The 16,149-nt window shown below is 72.5% G+C and carries 15 protein-coding genes and 1 pseudogene; 9 read left to right on the top strand and 7 right to left on the bottom strand.

The genetic code is table 11. From position 1 onward, the window contains the following. The first annotated feature begins 167 nt into the window (after positions 1 to 167). Positions 168 to 1,391 carry a saccharopine dehydrogenase NADP-binding domain-containing protein gene (locus IPQ09_23635; GenBank protein MBL0197164.1) on the top strand — a complete coding sequence of 408 codons (1,224 nt, stop codon included), beginning with the start codon at positions 168 to 170 and terminating at the stop codon, positions 1,389 to 1,391. Between the two features lie 7 nt (positions 1,392 to 1,398). On the opposite strand, the gene IPQ09_23630 is transcribed toward IPQ09_23635, so the two are convergent. The 5 genes from IPQ09_23630 to IPQ09_23610 all read right to left on the bottom strand — a co-directional run bounded on the left by IPQ09_23630 (position 1,399) and on the right by IPQ09_23610 (position 6,584). Beyond that, the gene (locus IPQ09_23630; protein MBL0197163.1) at positions 1,399 to 2,580 is read right to left on the bottom strand and encodes a hypothetical protein; all 1,182 of its coding nucleotides are present in this window, start codon (positions 2,578 to 2,580) and stop codon (positions 1,399 to 1,401) included. A 28-nt stretch (positions 2,581 to 2,608) separates the two neighbouring features. Continuing rightward, the gene (locus IPQ09_23625) at positions 2,609 to 3,313 is read right to left on the bottom strand and encodes an ATP-binding cassette domain-containing protein (protein ID MBL0197162.1); all 705 of its coding nucleotides are present in this window, start codon (positions 3,311 to 3,313) and stop codon (positions 2,609 to 2,611) included. Continuing rightward, entirely contained in the window at positions 3,306 to 3,971 is a 666-nt protein-coding gene (gene modB, locus IPQ09_23620) for a molybdate ABC transporter permease subunit (protein MBL0197161.1), read from the bottom strand. The genes IPQ09_23625 and modB overlap by 8 nt, the downstream gene beginning before the upstream one ends. A gap of 149 nt (positions 3,972 to 4,120) precedes the next feature. Then, positions 4,121 to 4,789 (bottom strand): molybdate ABC transporter substrate-binding protein, encoded by a 669-nt coding sequence (modA, locus tag IPQ09_23615; protein MBL0197160.1) that lies wholly within the window; start codon positions 4,787 to 4,789, stop codon positions 4,121 to 4,123. A 124-nt stretch (positions 4,790 to 4,913) separates the two neighbouring features. Next, positions 4,914 to 6,584 carry a TonB C-terminal domain-containing protein gene (locus IPQ09_23610; protein ID MBL0197159.1) on the bottom strand — a complete coding sequence of 557 codons (1,671 nt, stop codon included), beginning with the start codon at positions 6,582 to 6,584 and terminating at the stop codon, positions 4,914 to 4,916. Between the two features lie 184 nt (positions 6,585 to 6,768). Between IPQ09_23610 and IPQ09_23605 the strand changes: the two genes are divergently transcribed. From IPQ09_23605 to IPQ09_23570, 8 genes are all read left to right on the top strand, one after another. Next, positions 6,769 to 7,122: a hypothetical protein gene (locus IPQ09_23605; GenBank protein MBL0197158.1), complete on the top strand. Its 354-nt coding sequence runs from the start codon at positions 6,769 to 6,771 to the stop codon at positions 7,120 to 7,122. 46 nt (positions 7,123 to 7,168) lie between these two features. Continuing rightward, the gene (locus IPQ09_23600) at positions 7,169 to 7,588 is read left to right on the top strand and encodes a hypothetical protein (GenBank protein MBL0197157.1); all 420 of its coding nucleotides are present in this window, start codon (positions 7,169 to 7,171) and stop codon (positions 7,586 to 7,588) included. A gap of 84 nt (positions 7,589 to 7,672) precedes the next feature. Then, positions 7,673 to 8,785, top strand: a complete 1,113-nt coding sequence (gene gcvT / locus IPQ09_23595; protein MBL0197156.1) for a glycine cleavage system aminomethyltransferase GcvT — start codon at positions 7,673 to 7,675, stop codon at positions 8,783 to 8,785. 103 nt (positions 8,786 to 8,888) lie between these two features. After that, the gene (gene gcvH / locus IPQ09_23590; protein ID MBL0197155.1) at positions 8,889 to 9,287 is read left to right on the top strand and encodes a glycine cleavage system protein GcvH; all 399 of its coding nucleotides are present in this window, start codon (positions 8,889 to 8,891) and stop codon (positions 9,285 to 9,287) included. Beyond that, positions 9,280 to 9,702 carry a zf-TFIIB domain-containing protein gene (locus tag IPQ09_23585; protein MBL0197154.1) on the top strand — a complete coding sequence of 141 codons (423 nt, stop codon included), beginning with the start codon at positions 9,280 to 9,282 and terminating at the stop codon, positions 9,700 to 9,702. Before gcvH ends, IPQ09_23585 begins: the two co-directional genes overlap by 8 nt. A gap of 85 nt (positions 9,703 to 9,787) precedes the next feature. Beyond that, a complete protein-coding gene (locus tag IPQ09_23580) occupies positions 9,788 to 10,348 on the top strand; it encodes a DUF697 domain-containing protein (protein ID MBL0197153.1) in 561 nt (186 codons plus the stop codon). Between the two features lies 1 nt (position 10,349). Further along, complete coding sequence (locus IPQ09_23575) at positions 10,350 to 11,339, top strand: metallophosphoesterase (protein MBL0197152.1); 990 nt, start codon at positions 10,350 to 10,352, stop codon at positions 11,337 to 11,339. A 25-nt stretch (positions 11,340 to 11,364) separates the two neighbouring features. Continuing rightward, positions 11,365 to 11,646 carry a DUF4287 domain-containing protein gene (locus IPQ09_23570; protein MBL0197151.1) on the top strand — a complete coding sequence of 94 codons (282 nt, stop codon included), beginning with the start codon at positions 11,365 to 11,367 and terminating at the stop codon, positions 11,644 to 11,646. A gap of 69 nt (positions 11,647 to 11,715) precedes the next feature. Here the strand turns inward: IPQ09_23570 and IPQ09_23565 are convergent. Both IPQ09_23565 and IPQ09_23560 read right to left on the bottom strand, forming a co-directional pair. Beyond that, positions 11,716 to 15,064: pseudogene (locus IPQ09_23565) on the bottom strand (efflux RND transporter permease subunit). Then, on the bottom strand, positions 15,061 to 16,128 hold the full coding sequence (locus IPQ09_23560; GenBank protein MBL0197150.1) for an efflux RND transporter periplasmic adaptor subunit: 1,068 nt from the start codon (positions 16,126 to 16,128) through the stop codon (positions 15,061 to 15,063). Before IPQ09_23560 ends, IPQ09_23565 begins: the two are co-directional and overlap by 4 nt. Between the last annotated feature and the right edge of the window lie 21 nt (positions 16,129 to 16,149).

Here is a 16,149-nt window from a genome sequence, read left to right as displayed (position 1 = left end):
TTCCGCCGAGCCGCGGCACGCGTCTCGCGTGCAGGGCCCCTGCGGGCTCACCCGGAGGTTCATGGCGGCCCCTCGCCTTCCGGTCGCGCTCGCCATCCACCTTCGTTCGCGCCTGCGGGGCTCACTTGGAGGTTCGAGAATCTCGCTCGCCCACGTAGGCTGGCGGCATGGCACGCACGTACGATCTGGTCCTCTTTGGGGCGACGGGCTTCACCGGGAAGCTCGTGGCCGAGTACCTCGCCAAGCACGCGACCGGCCTCGCGTGGGCCGTGGCGGGCCGGAGCGAAGCGAAGCTACGCGAGGTGCTCGATGGCATCGATCGCGGCAGCGCGGCGGGGGGCAAGCGAGTCGGCCTCCTCGTCGCGGACGCGGCGGACGCCGAGTCCCTGAAGCGCGTCGTCACGGCGGCGCGCGTCGTCGTCACGACCGTGGGCCCGTACGCGAAGTACGGTCAGAGCTTGGCGCGGGCGGCTGCGGAGCACGGCACGCATTACTGCGACATTACGGGCGAGGTGCCCTTCGTTCGGCGCAGCATCGACGAGAACCACGCGCGGGCCCGCGAGACGGGCGCGCGGCTCGTGCACTGCTGCGGCTTCGACTCGATCCCCTCGGACCTCGGCGTGCTCCTCTTGGCCGACCGTGCGCGCGAGCTCGACACTACGCTGGAGGCGACACGCCTGGTGGTACTGAGCGCGAAGGGCGGTTTCAGCGGTGGCACCGCGGCGAGCATGATGAACCTGATGCGCGAGGCCGAGCGCGACCGCGCGCTGCGACGCCTCCTCCGCGACCCCTACTCGCTCACGCCCGATCGCGCCTCGGAGCTGACGGTCGACGGCCCCGATCCGGTGCGAGTGCGGTGGGACGAGGACGCCAAGGTGTGGACCGGACCGTTCATCATGGCAGCCATCAACACGCGGGTCGTGCGACGCTCGAACGCGCTCCTCGACCACCGCTACGGGCGGGCCTTCGGGTACGAAGAGACCATGAGCTTCTCGCGAGGGCCACGCGGTCTCGCGAAGGCCGGGGCCTTCGTGGCGGGCCTCGGCGCGACGATGCTCGCCGCCTCGAGGGAGCCCTCTCGCGCGGTGCTCGAGCGCTTCCTGCCAAAGCCGGGCGAGGGTCCGTCGAAGGCCCAGCGCGATGGCGGCTTCTTCCGCATCGCGATCTACGCCAAGACCTCGAACGGCGCGCGGCTCGAGGCCCGGGTCGAGGGCACGAGCGATCCGGGGTACGGCGAGACGGCGAAGATGCTCGCCGAGTCCGCCCTCGCCCTCGCTGGCGGCGAGCTCTCGAGCGCCGAGGGCGGCGTGCTCACCCCGGCCGCCGCGCTCGGTCAAGGCCTCATCGCGCGGCTCCGCGCGGCGGGGATGACGTTCGAGCTCAAGAAGTGACGGACGCTCAGGCGCCGTCGGGTGGTTCGCCCGCCGGCGAGGGCGTCTCGGCGACGCGGCCCTCCGCGGTGGGCTTGGGCTCGAGTGAGGCTCCCCGCTCGCGAGACGGCGCGCGCGCTCCGCGCTTCCCCTGGGCGCCCGCGTCGTCCTGGGCGAGGCGACGCGCAGAAATGAGCTCGCTCCACAAGGCGCGCTCGTCTCCCGCGGCGAGCACGAGCCACATGCCGCCCGCGACGACGGAGAGCGCGGCCAGCGGGACGTCGAACCGCCCCTGCGACGCGAGGGCCAGCGCGAGCGGCCCGACCACGGCGCCAACGGTCTGGCGCTGGAGGAGCGCGACGCACGCGAGCGCGAGGCCGGTCGGGAAGAGATAGTAGGCGATCGGCGCGATCCCGAGCGGCTCGGGGCTCGACGCGCCCACGGAGAACGCGACGTGGAACACCGCGCCCACGGGGGCGAGGGAGGGCGGCCGGCGCGTGGCGAGGAAGGTCGCGAAGAAACCGGCGATGAGCGCGGCGTTGCCGAGCACGCGCCCACGCAGCTTGCCGCGCGTCGCGAAGTACGCCACGGCGACGAGCTGGGCGAGCCCCCACAGCACGACCGCGAGGGTCGAGAGGCCCCGCGCGAGTGTGTACCCGCTCGGGCTCGCGAGCGAGAACGCCGCGACGGTCCACGCGAGGGCGCGGAAGAGGCCCGCGAGCCCTACGAACCCGAGCACCACGGCGACGGCGCGCGTGTGTACCGACCGGAGCGGGCGGGCCGCCGTGAACAGCGTGAACCCGCCCGCCGCGAGCGCGAGCACCACCTGCGCCAGCGCGAGGAGCGGGCGGGCGGCCGCCGGTGACGCCAGCCCCACGCAGACGACGGCCAGCGCCAGCGCCGCGTACCTCGACGCGCCCAGATCGACTCGGCGAATGAGCTCGTACCCGCCAAGGCCGATCAACGTCAGCAGGCCGACGAACGCCACATAGGTGAACGTGGACGTGACGCGCTCGCCCCACACGACCGCTTGCTCGCCCACGTTGCCGAGGAGCCCGGGGAGCACGAGGAGCCCGAGCACGGCGCTCACCACCGCGATCGCGACGGTCACGCGCAGCAGCGGCTCCATCGTCTCGACGCTCGCAGGAGGGGCAGGCGGCGGGGCGGGCGATGCGGGCGGCGGCGCGGGCGATGCGGGCGGCGACTTCACGGGCGCGGCCACTCTACCCTACTCCAGCCTACTCCAGCGATGGGCGTGGGGCCTCGGGCGGGTGCGGCGGTTCGGCGACCCGGCCGCCGGCGAGCCGCACGGTGCTCGAGGGGAGGCCGCCGAGCTCCTCCTCACGGTGGGTCACGCACACCACCACACGCCCCGCTCGGACCAGCTCGGGATAAATCGATGAAAACACGTCGTTTTTTGTCGCTTCGTCGAGCGCCGAGAAGGGCTCGTCGAGGAGCAAGACGGCGGGCTCACGGGCCAGCGCGCGGGCCAGCGCGACCCGCTGGGCCTCGCCGCCCGAGAACGCGCGAGGGAGGCGGTCATCGAGGTGGCCGACGCCGAGGCGCTCCAGCCAGCCGCGCGACAGATCGCGGCGCGTGGTCGCGGGCTCCGCCGCTCCATAGGCCACGTTCTCGAGCGCGGTCATGTGAGGGAACAGGGCGAGCGACTGGAACACCACGCCGAGGGAGCGGGCCTCGGGCGGGGCGAGCACCCCCGATCGCGAGTCGAACCACACCGAGTCGCCCAGCGCGATGCGCCCCTCGTCGGGGCGGTGCGCGCCGAGGAGCGCGCCGAGCAAGGTGCTCTTGCCGGCCCCGGACGGGCCGACCACGGCGGTGATGCCCGGGCGGAACGACAGGTCCACGTCGAGGGAGAACCGCCCGCGGTTCACCACGATCCGCGCGCGCAGCGAGGCATGCGAGGGAGCGGCCGCTTCACTCACGGGGGGCGTGCCCCAGGGCGAGCCGGTTCGTGACGTACAGCGCGCCGAACGACAGCGACGCGAGCACGAGCACGAGGGCGTTCGCGTCGTGCTCCCGGCCGGCGATCGCGGCGTCGTAGATCGCCATGCTCGCGGTCTGTGTGACGCCGGGCAGATCCCCGGCCACCATGAGCGTTGCCCCGAACTCGCCGAGCGCGCGGGCGAACGCGAGCGCCAGCGCCGCCACGAGCCCGCGCGCGGCGAGCGGGAGCTCCACCGTGCGGAACGCGCGGAGCGGCGACGCGCCGAGCGTCCGCGCGGCGAGGACCACGTCGCGATCGACGCCCGCGAACGCGGCGCGACCAAACTTCACCACCAGCGGGAGCGACGAGGCGGCGGCCGCGAGCACCGCGGCCTTCACGGTGAACACGAGCGGCGCGCCGGTGACGGCCTCGTAGGCGCGCCCGATCACCCCGCGCCGCCCGATCACCACGAGCAGGAAGTAGCCGAGCACCGTGGGCGGCAGCACGAGCGGGACGGAGAGCAGCGCGTCGAGCGCCTCGCGCCCGAGGAACCGCCGGCGCGCGAGCAGCGCCGCGACCGGCACGCCGACAACGCCGGCGAGCGCGGTGGCCGCGAGCGCGATCTCGAGAGAGAGGAGGAACGGGGCGACGGGCATGGCGACGGGCGAGGTCCAACGCCCCGCGCAGCCTGAGTCTTAGGCGGCCGGTCGCACTGCGTCTGCCAAATTCCATCCGGCTCGAGGCGGGGCCGGGTGCGGTCGCCCCCCGCGGCCGCGAGAGGGCGCGACGCCGCGCGCGGCGCGCGTCAAGGCGGGGCGAAGCCGTGGGCGGCGAGGACCCGCTGCCCTGGTCGGCCGCGCACGTGGGCTGCGAACGCGACGGCGGCGGCGCGATCGCCCGGGCGCCCGCCGCCCGAACAGAGCACGAGCGTCTGCACGATCGGGGCGTGGAGCGCTGGGGGCACGTCCAGCGCGCGCGAGGGCGGCTGCTCGCGGACGAGGGCCTTCGACACGAACGCGCAGTCGGCGTTTCCGCTGCGCGCGAGCTGCCAGCTCTCGCCCACGTTGCCGGCGAACACCAGCTGCGCCTTCGTGCGCTCGGTGAGGCCGAGCGCCTCGAGCGCCTCGCGGGCCGCGCGGCCGTACGGCGCATGCTCGGGGTTGGCGATCGCGATGCGCCCGAGGCCTGGCAGGCCCGCGAGCCCCTCGGCCGGGATCCCCGAGGGGCACGCGAGCGCGAGGCGCCCCTGCGCGTAGGGCGCCCGCGTGGAGTCGTCGCAGGCCCCGCTCCTCACCGCCGCCTCCGCGAACGCCACGTTGGCCGAAGCGAACAGATCGAACGGGGCCCCCTCGGCGATCTGCTTGGCGAGCAGCCCCGACGAGCCGAAGGTGAGCTCGACGCGCGCCCCCGTCTCGCGCTCGACATCGCGCGCGATCTCGCGGAAGGCCCCGTCGAGATCGGAGGCCGCGGCCACGCGCACGACGCGGGCGCCGGGGGGCGCACGACGGTCGCAGCCGACGGCCCCCGAGGCTAGCGCCGACAGCGCGCCGAGAGCGAGGACCGCACGCGCCCATTTGCATGCACCATACACGGAACAGTCAGGGGGCGCCGTGGCGCATTTCGTTCGGCGATCCAGGCGGTGGCCGCCCCTCGTCGGTGGGTGAGGTGGGGCGCGCGGGCGGGCCCTCGGCCGGCGGCGCGGCGGGCGGCAGGTTCAGGAGGAACGGGCGCGCGTTCATCGTGGAGCACGCGAACACCTCGTCGCGATGGAACTCCCAGTGGAGGTACACGTTGCCGTCGCTCGACACGATGGCCTTCGGCGCCGGCCCAAAGGGCGACGCGCGCTTCACCGAGTCGAGCGCGGCGATGTCGAAGGCGGTGACGCCGCTCGCCTTCACCACGCCCATCTTCACGATTTGGCCGTCGTGGGGGCCGACCACGATCTCGAGGTGCGTGATGAGCCGAGGGTTGGAGAGCGGGTGAGTGGAGGGCAGGCCGTCGAGGGAGCCGAGGAAGCTGTCGGCGAAGATGGGGTGCAGTCGGTTGTGGATGGTGTTGAGGTACGTGGCGAACGGCACGCGCGCCGCGTTCAGCGCGGTCTGGTTGCCCGGCTTGACGGTGGTGACGTAGTTCTCGATGGCGCTGCGCCAGCGCTCGAAGTTCGACGCCTGGAACGAGCCGCGGTGCTCGCTCTTGCGCCGCTCGCCGTCGGCCACGCGCTCGCGGTGGAGCTGGTCGTGGCCGATGGTCGCGACGACCCCGCGCTGATTCAAGTTGAGGTTCACCTGACCGGGCGCGGCCTGCGCGCCGAGGCCAAGCGAGAGCCCCGACGACGGCTTCCTCGCGGGGCCCGTGGCGGCGCGGCTCGGCGCGCTCGCGCCACCTTGATTCCCCGCGCCGAAGCCGCCTGGCCGCGCGGGGTCGAAGGTCCAGCCCTTGGCGCCCTCGGCCACCGCCGGCGTCGCCTGCGACGCGCCCCCAGGCTCGGGCGTCGAGGCCGCGCTGGACGCGGACGGAGGCCGCCCGTCGCCGCCAGCGTTCGCGGGGGTCTTCGGAGCGAGCATGGCCACCTGTCCAGCGGCCGGCCTCGAGGGGACCTGGATGTCGAACTCGGTGCCCTTGTCGCCGGGCGCACGGTTCTTCTCGCCCTTGCGATCCTCGCTGTCGGCGATGCGCGTGCGCTCACTGTCGCCGGGCTGCTTGGTGGGGCCCGAGTGCTGGCCCGCGGGGGTGGGGTTCGGGTCGTCTTGGTCGTGGGCCGTCTGGGTGGCGACGGTCTCCTTGTCGACCTTGTTGGCCTCGTCGGCGATGAACTTCGCGGTGGCGTTGTCCTGCTGCGCTGGCTTCACGTGCTGCTTGACCGCGATGCGCTGGTCCTTCTGCATCGGAGGCGGCGGAGCGACGGGCGCCGGCACGTCCGTAGGCTTCGGCAAGATCGCGATCTTCTTCGGTTCTTCCTTCTTCGGTTCGTCGGGTTTCTGGGCCTCGGGCGTGGGCTCCTTCTTCACCTCGGCGCTCGCCTTGGGGAGCGCGGGCGCGGGCACGTCGGTCTCGCTCGGGGGCACCGGTGTCTCGGCGGCGGCGCCGAGCTCGAGGGTGCTCTCGGCCTCGCGCGCCTTTCCTCGCGCCTGGTAGCCCATCTTGGCGAAGAACGACGCGTCGTCGTGGGCTCGCGCCACCTCGTTGCCGCCCTGGCCAAGGACATAGTGCGCGCACACCGCGGCGCAGACCCAAAGGATCAACGGAGTCGCGGCGTTCTCACGGGCCATGGCGAGGCACTCTCCCTCGAGAGGGCGCGGAGAATCCCACGCGCCTACACCATAACACCGCCGGGGACCGCCGGAAAGGCGGGGCCCGCCGACGCCCCGCCTCGCCTCGAACGGGGTGCGCCTCGCGGCCGGGCGCAGAGCGCGAAAATGTTGCGCGAGGCGAAGGCTCAGCTACCGTCCCTCCATGGCTCTGCGACTCTGCTCCGGCTGCGCGCGTCACGTTCGGGCGACCGATCCCCAATGCCCGTTCTGCGGCGAAGCGGGCCGCGCCGCGGTCGCTTCGCCCGTGTCCCGCGCCACCCGCGCCGCCATGGTCTTCGGCGGCGCTGCGCTGGTGAGCACGGCGGTCGCCTGCGGAGGCTCGGTCCAGCCGCTGTATGGCGCGCCGCCGGCCGACGCGGCAACAGACACGGGCGTCGACGCCTCCCCCGCCCCACTCTACGGCGCGGTCCCGCCGCCCGACGCCGGCGCCGACGCGGCGAAGGACGCCGGCCAGGACGCCTCCCCTGCGCCGCTCTACGGCCTCCCGCCCGGCTGAGCCCCGCGCTCGCTCCCCACACGCACGCGCCACCCCCGAGGAGACTATGGCCCTTCATTTATGTGCAGAGTGCAACCGCCACGTCCGGACCACCGAGGCGGCGTGCCCCTTCTGCGGCGCGCTCGGCGCCGTCGCCACGGCGAGCCCCGTGTCGAGGGCCACGCGCGCGGCCCTGGTGTTCGGGGCCACCGTGCTCGTGGCCGGCGCCGCCGCGGCCTGCTCCGACTCGGCGTCGAGCGACACGGGCCCGGTTGCGCTCTACGGCGGTCCGCCGATCGACGCGAGCGTCGACGCGGGGGCAGACTCACGCGCTGACGCCGACGCGTCGCCCGCGGCCCTCTACGGGGGCGGCCCCCCGATCGACGCCGCCCCGACCGACGCGGCCCCGACCGACGCCGCCGAGGACGCCCCCAAGGAGGCGGGCCGCGACGGCTCACCCGCCCCCGCCTACGGTCTGCCGCCGTGACGCTGGCCTGATCCGAGGCAGCGCCGACGGCCCCGCGCTTTGTCGTTTTCTCCGGTGCGCCAGACCGCGTATGGTCGCGCTACCATGACCGAGCCCGCCGCGACGCTCCGACGCACCCCCATGTATGACGCTCACGTCCGGCTCGGAGGGCGCATCGTGCCCTTCGCCGGCTGGGAGATGCCTGTACAATACAAGGGAATCGTCGACGAACACCAAGCCGTGCGCAAGGCCGCGGGCCTGTTCGACGTCTCTCACATGGGCGAGCTGGAGCTCGCCGGGCCGTACGCGGGCCAGGTGGTGAACTACCTCGTCACGAACGACGTCTCGCGGCTCGGCGTGGGGCAAGCGCTCTACACCTGCTGCTGCAACGCCGAGGGCACCATCCTCGACGACCTCATCATCTACCGCGCCGGCGACGAGCGCTTCCTCGTGGTCTGCAACGCCTCGAACCACGAGAAGATGGCCAAGGTGTTCTCGAGCGCCGCGGAGAACCACTGCGAGTTCCGCGACCTCTCCGCCGAGACCGCGCTCATCGCCCTGCAGGGCCCGAGGGCGTTCGAGGTGCTCGCGCTCGCCGGCGCCGACGCGGCCAAGCTCGTCGAGCTGAAGTCGTTCCACTTCCGTGACGCGGTCATCGCCAACGTGAAGTGCACGGCGGCGCGCACGGGCTACACCGGCGAGGACGGCGTGGAGATCTTCTGCGCGTGGGCCGACGCCGCGAGCCTGTGGGACCAGCTCATCACGCTCGGCGAGCCGCTCGGTCTCCGCCCGTGCGGGCTCGGCGCCCGCGACACGCTGCGCCTCGAGGCGCGGCTCTCGCTCTACGGCAACGACATCGACGAGACCACCAACCCGCTCGAGGCCGGCCTCGGCTGGGTGGTGAAGCTCGACAAAGGCGACTTCGTGGGGCGCGCCGCCATCGAGGCCATCAAGGCGAAGGAGCTCCCTCGCAAGCTCGTGGGCTTCCAGGTGAAGGGGCGCGGCATCGCGCGCCACGGGTACCCGCTCCGCGACGCGGACGGCGCGGAGATCGGCGTGTGCACGAGCGGGAGCCCTGGCCCCACCGTGGGCCTCAACATCGGCCTCGGGTACGTGCCCACGCGGCTCTCGACGGTGGGCTCCACCTTCATGGTGGACTGCCGCGGCAAGCTCGTCGAGGCGGAGGTCGTGAAGACTCCATTTTACAAGCGAGCCTGAGGCGCGCGGCGCGCGCGACTCCAAAGAAGCGAGACCCGGCGCCGCAGGAGCGGCCGGGCGGACTGAACGACGGACTGGCCAGCAGCGAACACGGAGAAATGCGATGAGCGATTCGTTCCCGAGCGATCTCAAGTACACGAAAGACCACGAGTGGACCCGGGCGACCGAGGGTGGCGTGCAGGTGGGGATCACGTCGTTCGCGGTGGAGCAGCTCGGCGACATCACCCTCGTCAACCTCGACGTGAAGGCCGGTGACACCCTGACCGAGGGCAAGGCCTTCGGCACGATCGAGAGCGTCAAGACGCTGAGCGATCTCTACTCCCCCATCACCGGCAAGGTCGTGCGGGTGAACGCCGCGCTCAACGACACCCCGGAGCTCGTCAACGAGGACTGCTACGGCAAGGCGTGGATGATCGAGCTCGAGCCGGCCGCCGCCTCGGGCGCGACCGACGGCCTCCTCGACGTCGCGGCGTACAAGGCCCACGTCGACGCCAGTGGCTGAGCGCGCGGGCGCCGCGGGCGTGTGCTGCCCGCGGTGCCGCTCGCGCCTCGACGACCGCGACCAAGGCCCGTATCGCCGGGTCGCGGGCGGCATGGAAGAACCGGTGCGGCTCACGCCCGCGACGCACGCGTCCGGCGCGCCCGTGTTCGGCTGTCCGGCCTGCGGAGGCCATTTCGTGGAGTACGCCAACATGTTGCGGCTCGAGAGCTCCGGCAAGCGCGCCGACGGGAGCGCCGTCGCGAGGCGAGCCTACGCCGGCGCGCGGGGTGCCGTCGTGTGCGCGAAGTGCGGCGGCGAGACCGCGCGGCGCGAGTGGAGCATCGGCACGCTCACGTACGTGGACGTGTGCGTCGATTTCGACTGCCGCGGGGTGTGGCTCGACGCGGGCGAGCTCGAGGCGATCGCGGGCAAGTAGCGCGGACACGCGGACAGAGCGGCGGCGCGCGGGCGACGGGAGTTTATCAACGGGCTGCTATGCTCTCGGCCGAAGGAGACCGACCATGTCCGACCCGACCCGCGCGCAGAGGATCATCAACGAGCACGTCGTGTGGGCTGTCGGGGCGGGGCTCGTGCCGATTCCCCTGGTGGACATCGCCGCCGTCACGGCGATCCAGCTCGACATGCTGAAGCAGCTCTCCACGCTCTACGGCACGGTGTACACCGAGTCGGAGGGCAAGGCGTGGGTCTCGGCGCTCGCGGGGGGCATCGCCGCGCGGCTCGGCGCGAACGCCCTCAAGCTCATCCCCGGCATTGGTTCGGTCGTGGGTGGCGCGGCGATGTCCGCGATGTCGGGCGCGTCCACGTACGCCCTCGGGCAAGTGGCCATGACCCAGTTCGCCTCCGGCAAGAGCTTCTCGGCCATGGACCTCGACCACGCCAAGAAGGCCTACGAGGAGCACCTCGCCAAGGGCAAGGAGGTCGCCGCGAGGATGGCCAAGGAGAAGGGCGAGTCGAAGGACGTCTTCGAGAAGCTCGAGAAGCTGAAGGCCCTGCGCGATCAGGGCGTCATCAGCGCCGACGACTTCGAGGCGCAGAAGCAGCGGCTCCTCGCGAGCGTGTAAGATGCATCTTTCTCCGCGCAGCGCCGCGCTCGCGCTCGCCGTCGCGCTCGCGGCGTGCGCCGAGCGGTCCCCGCCTGCGGCCACGAAGGCCTCGGAGTCCACGGGCGCCAAAGCGCCTCGCCCGGGTGTCGCGCCAGCACCCCCCGTGCCGCCCGCCGCGGCGCTCGAGCGGGTCATCGCCATCGGTGACATTCACGGCGATCTCCGCGCCGCGCGGCGCGCCCTCCGCACCGCCGGGGCCATCGACGAGCGGGACGCGTGGGTCGGCGGGAAGCTCGTCGTGGTGCAGACCGGCGACCAGATCGACCGCGGCAAGGAGGACCGCGAGGTGCTCGACCTCTTCGAGAAGCTGAAGGGCGAGGCCAGCCGCGCGGGCGGTCGCATGCTCTCGCTCTCGGGCAACCACGAGCTCATGAACGCGAGCTTCGACTTCCGCTACGTGGTGGCCGAAGCGTATCCCGCCTTCAACAGCTTCACGCCCGCGGGTCCGCTGGCCTCCCGCGCGGCGCGCTACGGCGACGAGAAGCGGGGCCGCGCGTCCGCGTTCGCCCCGGGCGGCGTGTACGCGCTCATGCTCGCCGAGCGGCCGGTCATCGCCGTCGTGGGCGACAGCGTGTTCGCGCACGGCGGCGTGCACCGCAAGCACGTCGACTACGGCATCGACCGCATCAACGACGGCGTGAAGGAGTGGCTCGTGGGGCGCGCGAGCGAGCCGCCCGCGATCGCGGTCGCCGAAGACGGCCCCGTGTGGACCCGGGCCTACTCGAACGGCTCTGTCAGCGCGGAGGCGTGCCGCAACCTCGGCGAGGTGCTCACCAAGCTCGGCGCGAAGCGGCTCGTCATGGGGCACACGGTGCAAGAGGGTGGCGTCACGAGCGCGTGTGAGGGGAAGGCGTGGCGCGTGGACGTGGGGATGTCCGAGCACTACGGCGGCCCCGTCGAGGTACTGGAGATCAAGGCGGGCGAGCCCCACGTGCTCCTCGCGAAGTAGCGACGAATCGCGGTAATATGAGGCCATGAGCTCACGCGTCACGGCGCCCGTCATCCCAGCCGGCGCCACCGTCAAGGGTCCCGCCTCCTACTTCCCGAGCATCGAGCAGAAGTACGGCCGCGCCATGCAAGAGTGGCTGGACCTCGTCGTCGCGCGGCTCGACGCGGGCGACAAGCACATGGAGGTTGTTGCGCGGCTCAAGAGCGATCACGCCATGGGCCACGGTCACGCGAACCTGAAAGTGAGCCCTGCAGGGGCGAACGGAGGTCGATGGCGAGCCCGAGCCGAAGGCGAGGTGTCGCCATGAACGCGATCGTCGCGTTCGTCCGCGGCGCGCTCGGCGGTTGACCGGCCGGGGCCGCCGCAGGGGCGCGCCTCACGCGAGGGCGCCGTCCGCCGCGTCCAACCCCTCGCCCGGCCCGGACGGGCGCGCGCTCGAGCCAGGCTCGGCCCCCTCGCCGTCGACCGCGGGCGCGGGGCCGGTGCGGCGCTTCGCCATCTCGTAGAGCACCGGCACCGCCATGCGGCTGATGAGGAGCGACGCGATCTCGCCCGCCATGAGCGAGAGGGCGAGCCCCTGAAAGATCGGGTCAAATAGGATCACCGCCGCGCCCACCACCACCGCGAGCGCGGTGAGCAGCATGGGCCGGAACCGCACCGCGCCGGCGAGCACCACCGCCTCGGCGAGCGGCACTCCGTCGGCCACGCGGCTCTCGGTGAAGTCGACGAGGATGATGGAGTTGCGCACCACGATGCCCGCGCCCGCCATGAAGCCGATCATCGACGTGGCCGTGAAGAAGGCCCCCATCGCCGCGTGCGCCGGCAGAATCCCCACGAGCGAGAACGGGATGGCGGCCATCACCACGAGCGGCACGAGGAACGAGCGGAACCAGCCCACGAGCAGCACATAAATGAGCACGAGCACGACGCCGAACGCCATGCCGAGGTCGCGGAACACCTCCAGCGTGATGTGCCACTCACCGTCCCACTTCACCGCGGGCTCGAGCGTGCTCGTGGGCTGAGCGAGGTTGTACGTAGTGACCGGCCCGTGCTTTCCGCCGAAGTCTCCCGCGTCGAGCCGCGCGAGGTCCTTGTTCATGTCGAGGATGGCGTAGGCCGAGCTCTCGGCGCCGCCCGCGACGTCGGCCGTCACGTACACGACCGGCATGAGGTTCTTGTGGTAAATGCTCGTGTCCTCGACGGTGCGCTCGACGCGCACCAGCTCGCGCAAGGCCACGATCGCGCCGCTCGAGCCCCGCACGCCGAGGGCGAGCAGCTCCTCCGTCGACGCCCGCGAGGCGCGCGGCAGCTCGAGTCGAATCTCCACGTCCTCGACCTCCCGAGGCACGTGGAGCAGGCCGACGGGCGCGCCGCCCACGGCGATGCGCAAGGTGGCGGCGATCGCCTCGGCGCTGATGCCGTGGAGCGCCGCCTTCTCCTTGTCGATCACGAGGCGATCCTTCGCGTGGGGCTCCTCGACGTACCAGTCGACGTCGACCACGCCCGGGGTCTTCTTGTAGACCTCACGCACTCGCTCGGCGAGCGCGCGGCGGTGCGCGGCGCTCGGGCCGTACACCTCGGCCACGAGGGTCTGCAGCACGGGCGGCCCGGGCGGCACCTCGGCGATCGCGACCCGCGCGCCGTAGCGATCGGCGATGGCCTTCGCGGCGGGTCGCACGCGCCGCGCCACCGCGTGGCTCTGCGCCGAGCGCTCGCCTTTGGGGAGCAGGTTCACCTGGATATCGGCCACGCTCGGACCCCGGCGGAGGTAGTAGTGCCGCACGAGGCCGTTGAAGTTGAACGGCGACGCCGCGCCCACGTACACCTGATAGTCGGTCACCTCCGGCTCGCCCCGCACGGCGTTACCGAGCTCCTTCGCGGCCTGCGCGGTGCGCTCGAGCGAGCTGCCCTCGGGCATGTTCAGGATGATCTGAAATTCGCTCTTGTTGTCGAACGGCAACATCTTGACCTTCACCGCGCCTGCCGGCACGAAGGCGAGCGCCCCCACGAGCAGCGCGGCGATGCCGACCAAGAACGACCAGCGCCACGCGGTGCGCGTCACGAGCCGGTGCATGAACCAGGTGTACGCGCGGGTCATGCGATCACGGGGCGCCGCGTCTCCGTGGCCCGTGGCCGTGGCTACCAAGCTTCGCCCGGAGGACACGCGCGGCCGCCCACGGGGTGACGACGAACGCCACGACGAGCGAGAAGCCCATCGCCGCGCTCGCGCCGACGGGGATGGGGCGCATGTAGGGGCCCATGAGCCCGCCGACGAACGCCATGGGCAGAATGGCGGCGATCACCGCGAGCGTGGCCAGCACGGTGGGGTTTCCCACCTCGGCGACGGCCTTCACCGCCACCTTGGCCATGCCGAGCCCTCGATTTTCGGGCAGGTCCCGGTGCCTCACCACGTTCTCGACGACGACGATGGCGTCGTCGACCAGAATGCCAATCGAGAAGATGAGCGCGAACAACGTAATTCGATTGAGAGTATAGCCCACGAGCTGAAACACGGTGAGGGTGAGCGCCAGCGTGGAGGGGATGGCCACGGCCACCACGACCGACTCTCGCCACCCCAACATGAAGAGGATGAGCAGGGAAACGCTGACGATGGCGATCCCCATGTGCATGAGGAGCTCGTCTGACTTCTCCGCCGCCGTCTCTCCGTAGTGTCGAGTGATCGACACCGTGATATCCGCCGGAATGCGCGTACCCTTCTGGGCGTCCACCTCGGCGAGCACGGCCTTGGCGACGGCGATCGCGTTCGTGTTGGGGCGCTTGGCGACGGCGAGGGTGACGGCGGGCTCCTCGCCCGGCACGCCAGAGGTCGCCGAGAACACGTACTGGGACAGCTCCTCGGCGGTGTCCTCGATGGTGGCCACGTCGCGGAGCGCGACGGGCCGGCCCTGGAAGACCCCCACGACCGCCCCGCCCACCTCGGCCGCGTCGGTGAAGAAGCCGCCGGTCTCCACGAGCACGTCGCGGTTGTCCGCGACGATCGAGCCCGCCGCGAGCTGACGGTTCGCCTGCCGGAGCATCGGCGCGAGGTCGCCCGCCGCGAGCGAGTGTGCAGAGAGTCGGTCGGGGTCGAGCTTGACGCGCACGGCGCGCCGCAGACCGCCGATGATCGTGGTCTCGGAGACCTCGGGCACGCGCTTCACGTTCGCGTCGACCTCCGCGACGACGCGTCGGAGCGCGAGGTGGTCGTGGGTCTTGCTGTGGAACGTGAGCGCGAGGATGGGCACGTCATCGATCGAGCGGAGCTTCACGAGCGGCGGAGAGACGCCGGTGGGGATGCGGTCGTGGTTCGACTGCAGCTTCTGGTTGAGCTTCACCAGCGAGCGCTCGACGTCCTCGCCCACGCGAAAGCGCACGACGGCCATCGAGCGCCCTGGCTGGCTCGTCGTGTACACGTACTCGACGCCCGGGATCTCCCACAGCAGGCGCTCCATGGGCGCCGAGACGCGGGTCTCGACCTCCTCGGCGGTGCCGCCCTCCATGGTGAGCATGACGTCGACCATGGGGACCTTGATCTGCGGCTCCTCCTCGCGTGGGAGCAGCACGATCGCGAGGAGCCCGAGCAGCACCGAGGTGACGATGAACAGCGGCGTCAGCTTCGAACCGACGAACGCGCGGGCGAGGAGCCCCGCGATCCCGAGGCCGGCCTCGCCCGCTCTTGACGCCTCGGGCGCCCCGTGCGCCGGGACGCTCTTGGCCGCGCTCACTGCGCCACCTGGACCGGCTGGCCGTCGACGAGGCCGCCGAGGCCGCCCACCACGACGCGCTCGCCCGCCGCGAGGCCCGCGAGCACGTCGACGCCCGCGTCACGCTCCCGACCGGCGCGGACGAGGCGGAGCACGGCGCGGTCTTGTTCGACGACGTAGACGAGCTCGAGCTGTCCACGCCGAACGAGGGCGGCGCGCGGGACCTCGAGGGCGCGGACCTCGCCCGTCGGCACGAGCACCCGCGCGAACATACCGGGGCGCACGGCGGAGGCGCCCTTCTCCTCGGGGAGCGCGATCTTGACCTGCACAGTCCGGCTCTGCGGATCGGCCGAGGGGCTCACCTCGTCGACCTTCCCGGCGAGCTCGCGCTCGACCGTGTCGACGCGGACGAGCAGCGACGTGCCGAGGGCCGCGTGGTGCGCGATCGCCTCGGGCACCCCCACCTCGAGCCTCAGCGCCCCCGGCTGCTCGATCGTGAAGAGCGGCCGCCCGGCCAGCGCGAGATCGCCGACCTCGCAGCGCTTGGTCGTGACCACGCCGTCCACGGGGGCGCGCACCGAGAGGTACGCGAGCATGGCCTCGGCCTCCTGAAGGCCCGCGCGCGCGATGGCGCGCTGCGACTCCGCCGCGTCGTACTCGGCCTGCGCGATCGAGCCGCTCGCCTTGAGCTGAGCGGCGCGGTCGAAGCGCACGCTCGCCTGCGAGAGCACGGCGCGGGCCTGATCGGCCTTCGCGGAGACCTCGCCGGCCGAGAGCTGCGCGAGGAGATCGCCCGCCTTCACGCGGCCGCCGACGGCCACGCGCACGGCGCGGACGGTGCCGGTGACCGAGGGCGCGACGGCCGCCTCGCTCCGCGCGCGCACGGTGCCCACCAGGTGATCCCCCGTCGGCCGGGCCACGGCGCGGGCCGCGGCGATCTCGACCCGCTGCCGCGGCAGCGGAGGCGCGGGCCTGCCGTGCGGCTCGTGGCCGCACGCGGCGAGGGCGGCGAGCGAGGCGAGCAGGGCGGCGGGGACGGCGGGCGAAAGCAGGCGCGAGGGGGACCGGCGAGGGAGGGTCTTCACGACGCGTCGGAGCCAACGGGG

Source organism: Myxococcales bacterium (assembly GCA_016720545.1).
Classification (GTDB): domain Bacteria; phylum Myxococcota_A; class Polyangia; order Polyangiales; family Polyangiaceae; genus JAAFHV01.
This window is presented reverse-complemented; position numbering and strand designations above follow the sequence as displayed.

Coding starts and splice junctions, on each gene's coding strand:
- IPQ09_23635 (MBL0197164.1), top strand. CDS start 168: ATGGCACGCACGTACGATCTGGTCCTCTTTGGGGCGACGGGCTTCACC.
- modB (MBL0197161.1), bottom strand. CDS start 3,971: ATGCCCGTCGCCCCGTTCCTCCTCTCTCTCGAGATCGCGCTCGCGGCC.
- IPQ09_23610 (MBL0197159.1), bottom strand. CDS start 6,584: ATGGCCCGTGAGAACGCCGCGACTCCGTTGATCCTTTGGGTCTGCGCC.
- IPQ09_23605 (MBL0197158.1), top strand. CDS start 6,769: ATGGCTCTGCGACTCTGCTCCGGCTGCGCGCGTCACGTTCGGGCGACC.
- IPQ09_23600 (MBL0197157.1), top strand. CDS start 7,169: ATGGCCCTTCATTTATGTGCAGAGTGCAACCGCCACGTCCGGACCACC.
- gcvT (MBL0197156.1), top strand. CDS start 7,673: ATGACCGAGCCCGCCGCGACGCTCCGACGCACCCCCATGTATGACGCT.
- gcvH (MBL0197155.1), top strand. CDS start 8,889: ATGAGCGATTCGTTCCCGAGCGATCTCAAGTACACGAAAGACCACGAG.
- IPQ09_23580 (MBL0197153.1), top strand. CDS start 9,788: ATGTCCGACCCGACCCGCGCGCAGAGGATCATCAACGAGCACGTCGTG.
- IPQ09_23575 (MBL0197152.1), top strand. CDS start 10,350: ATGCATCTTTCTCCGCGCAGCGCCGCGCTCGCGCTCGCCGTCGCGCTC.
- IPQ09_23570 (MBL0197151.1), top strand. CDS start 11,365: ATGAGCTCACGCGTCACGGCGCCCGTCATCCCAGCCGGCGCCACCGTC.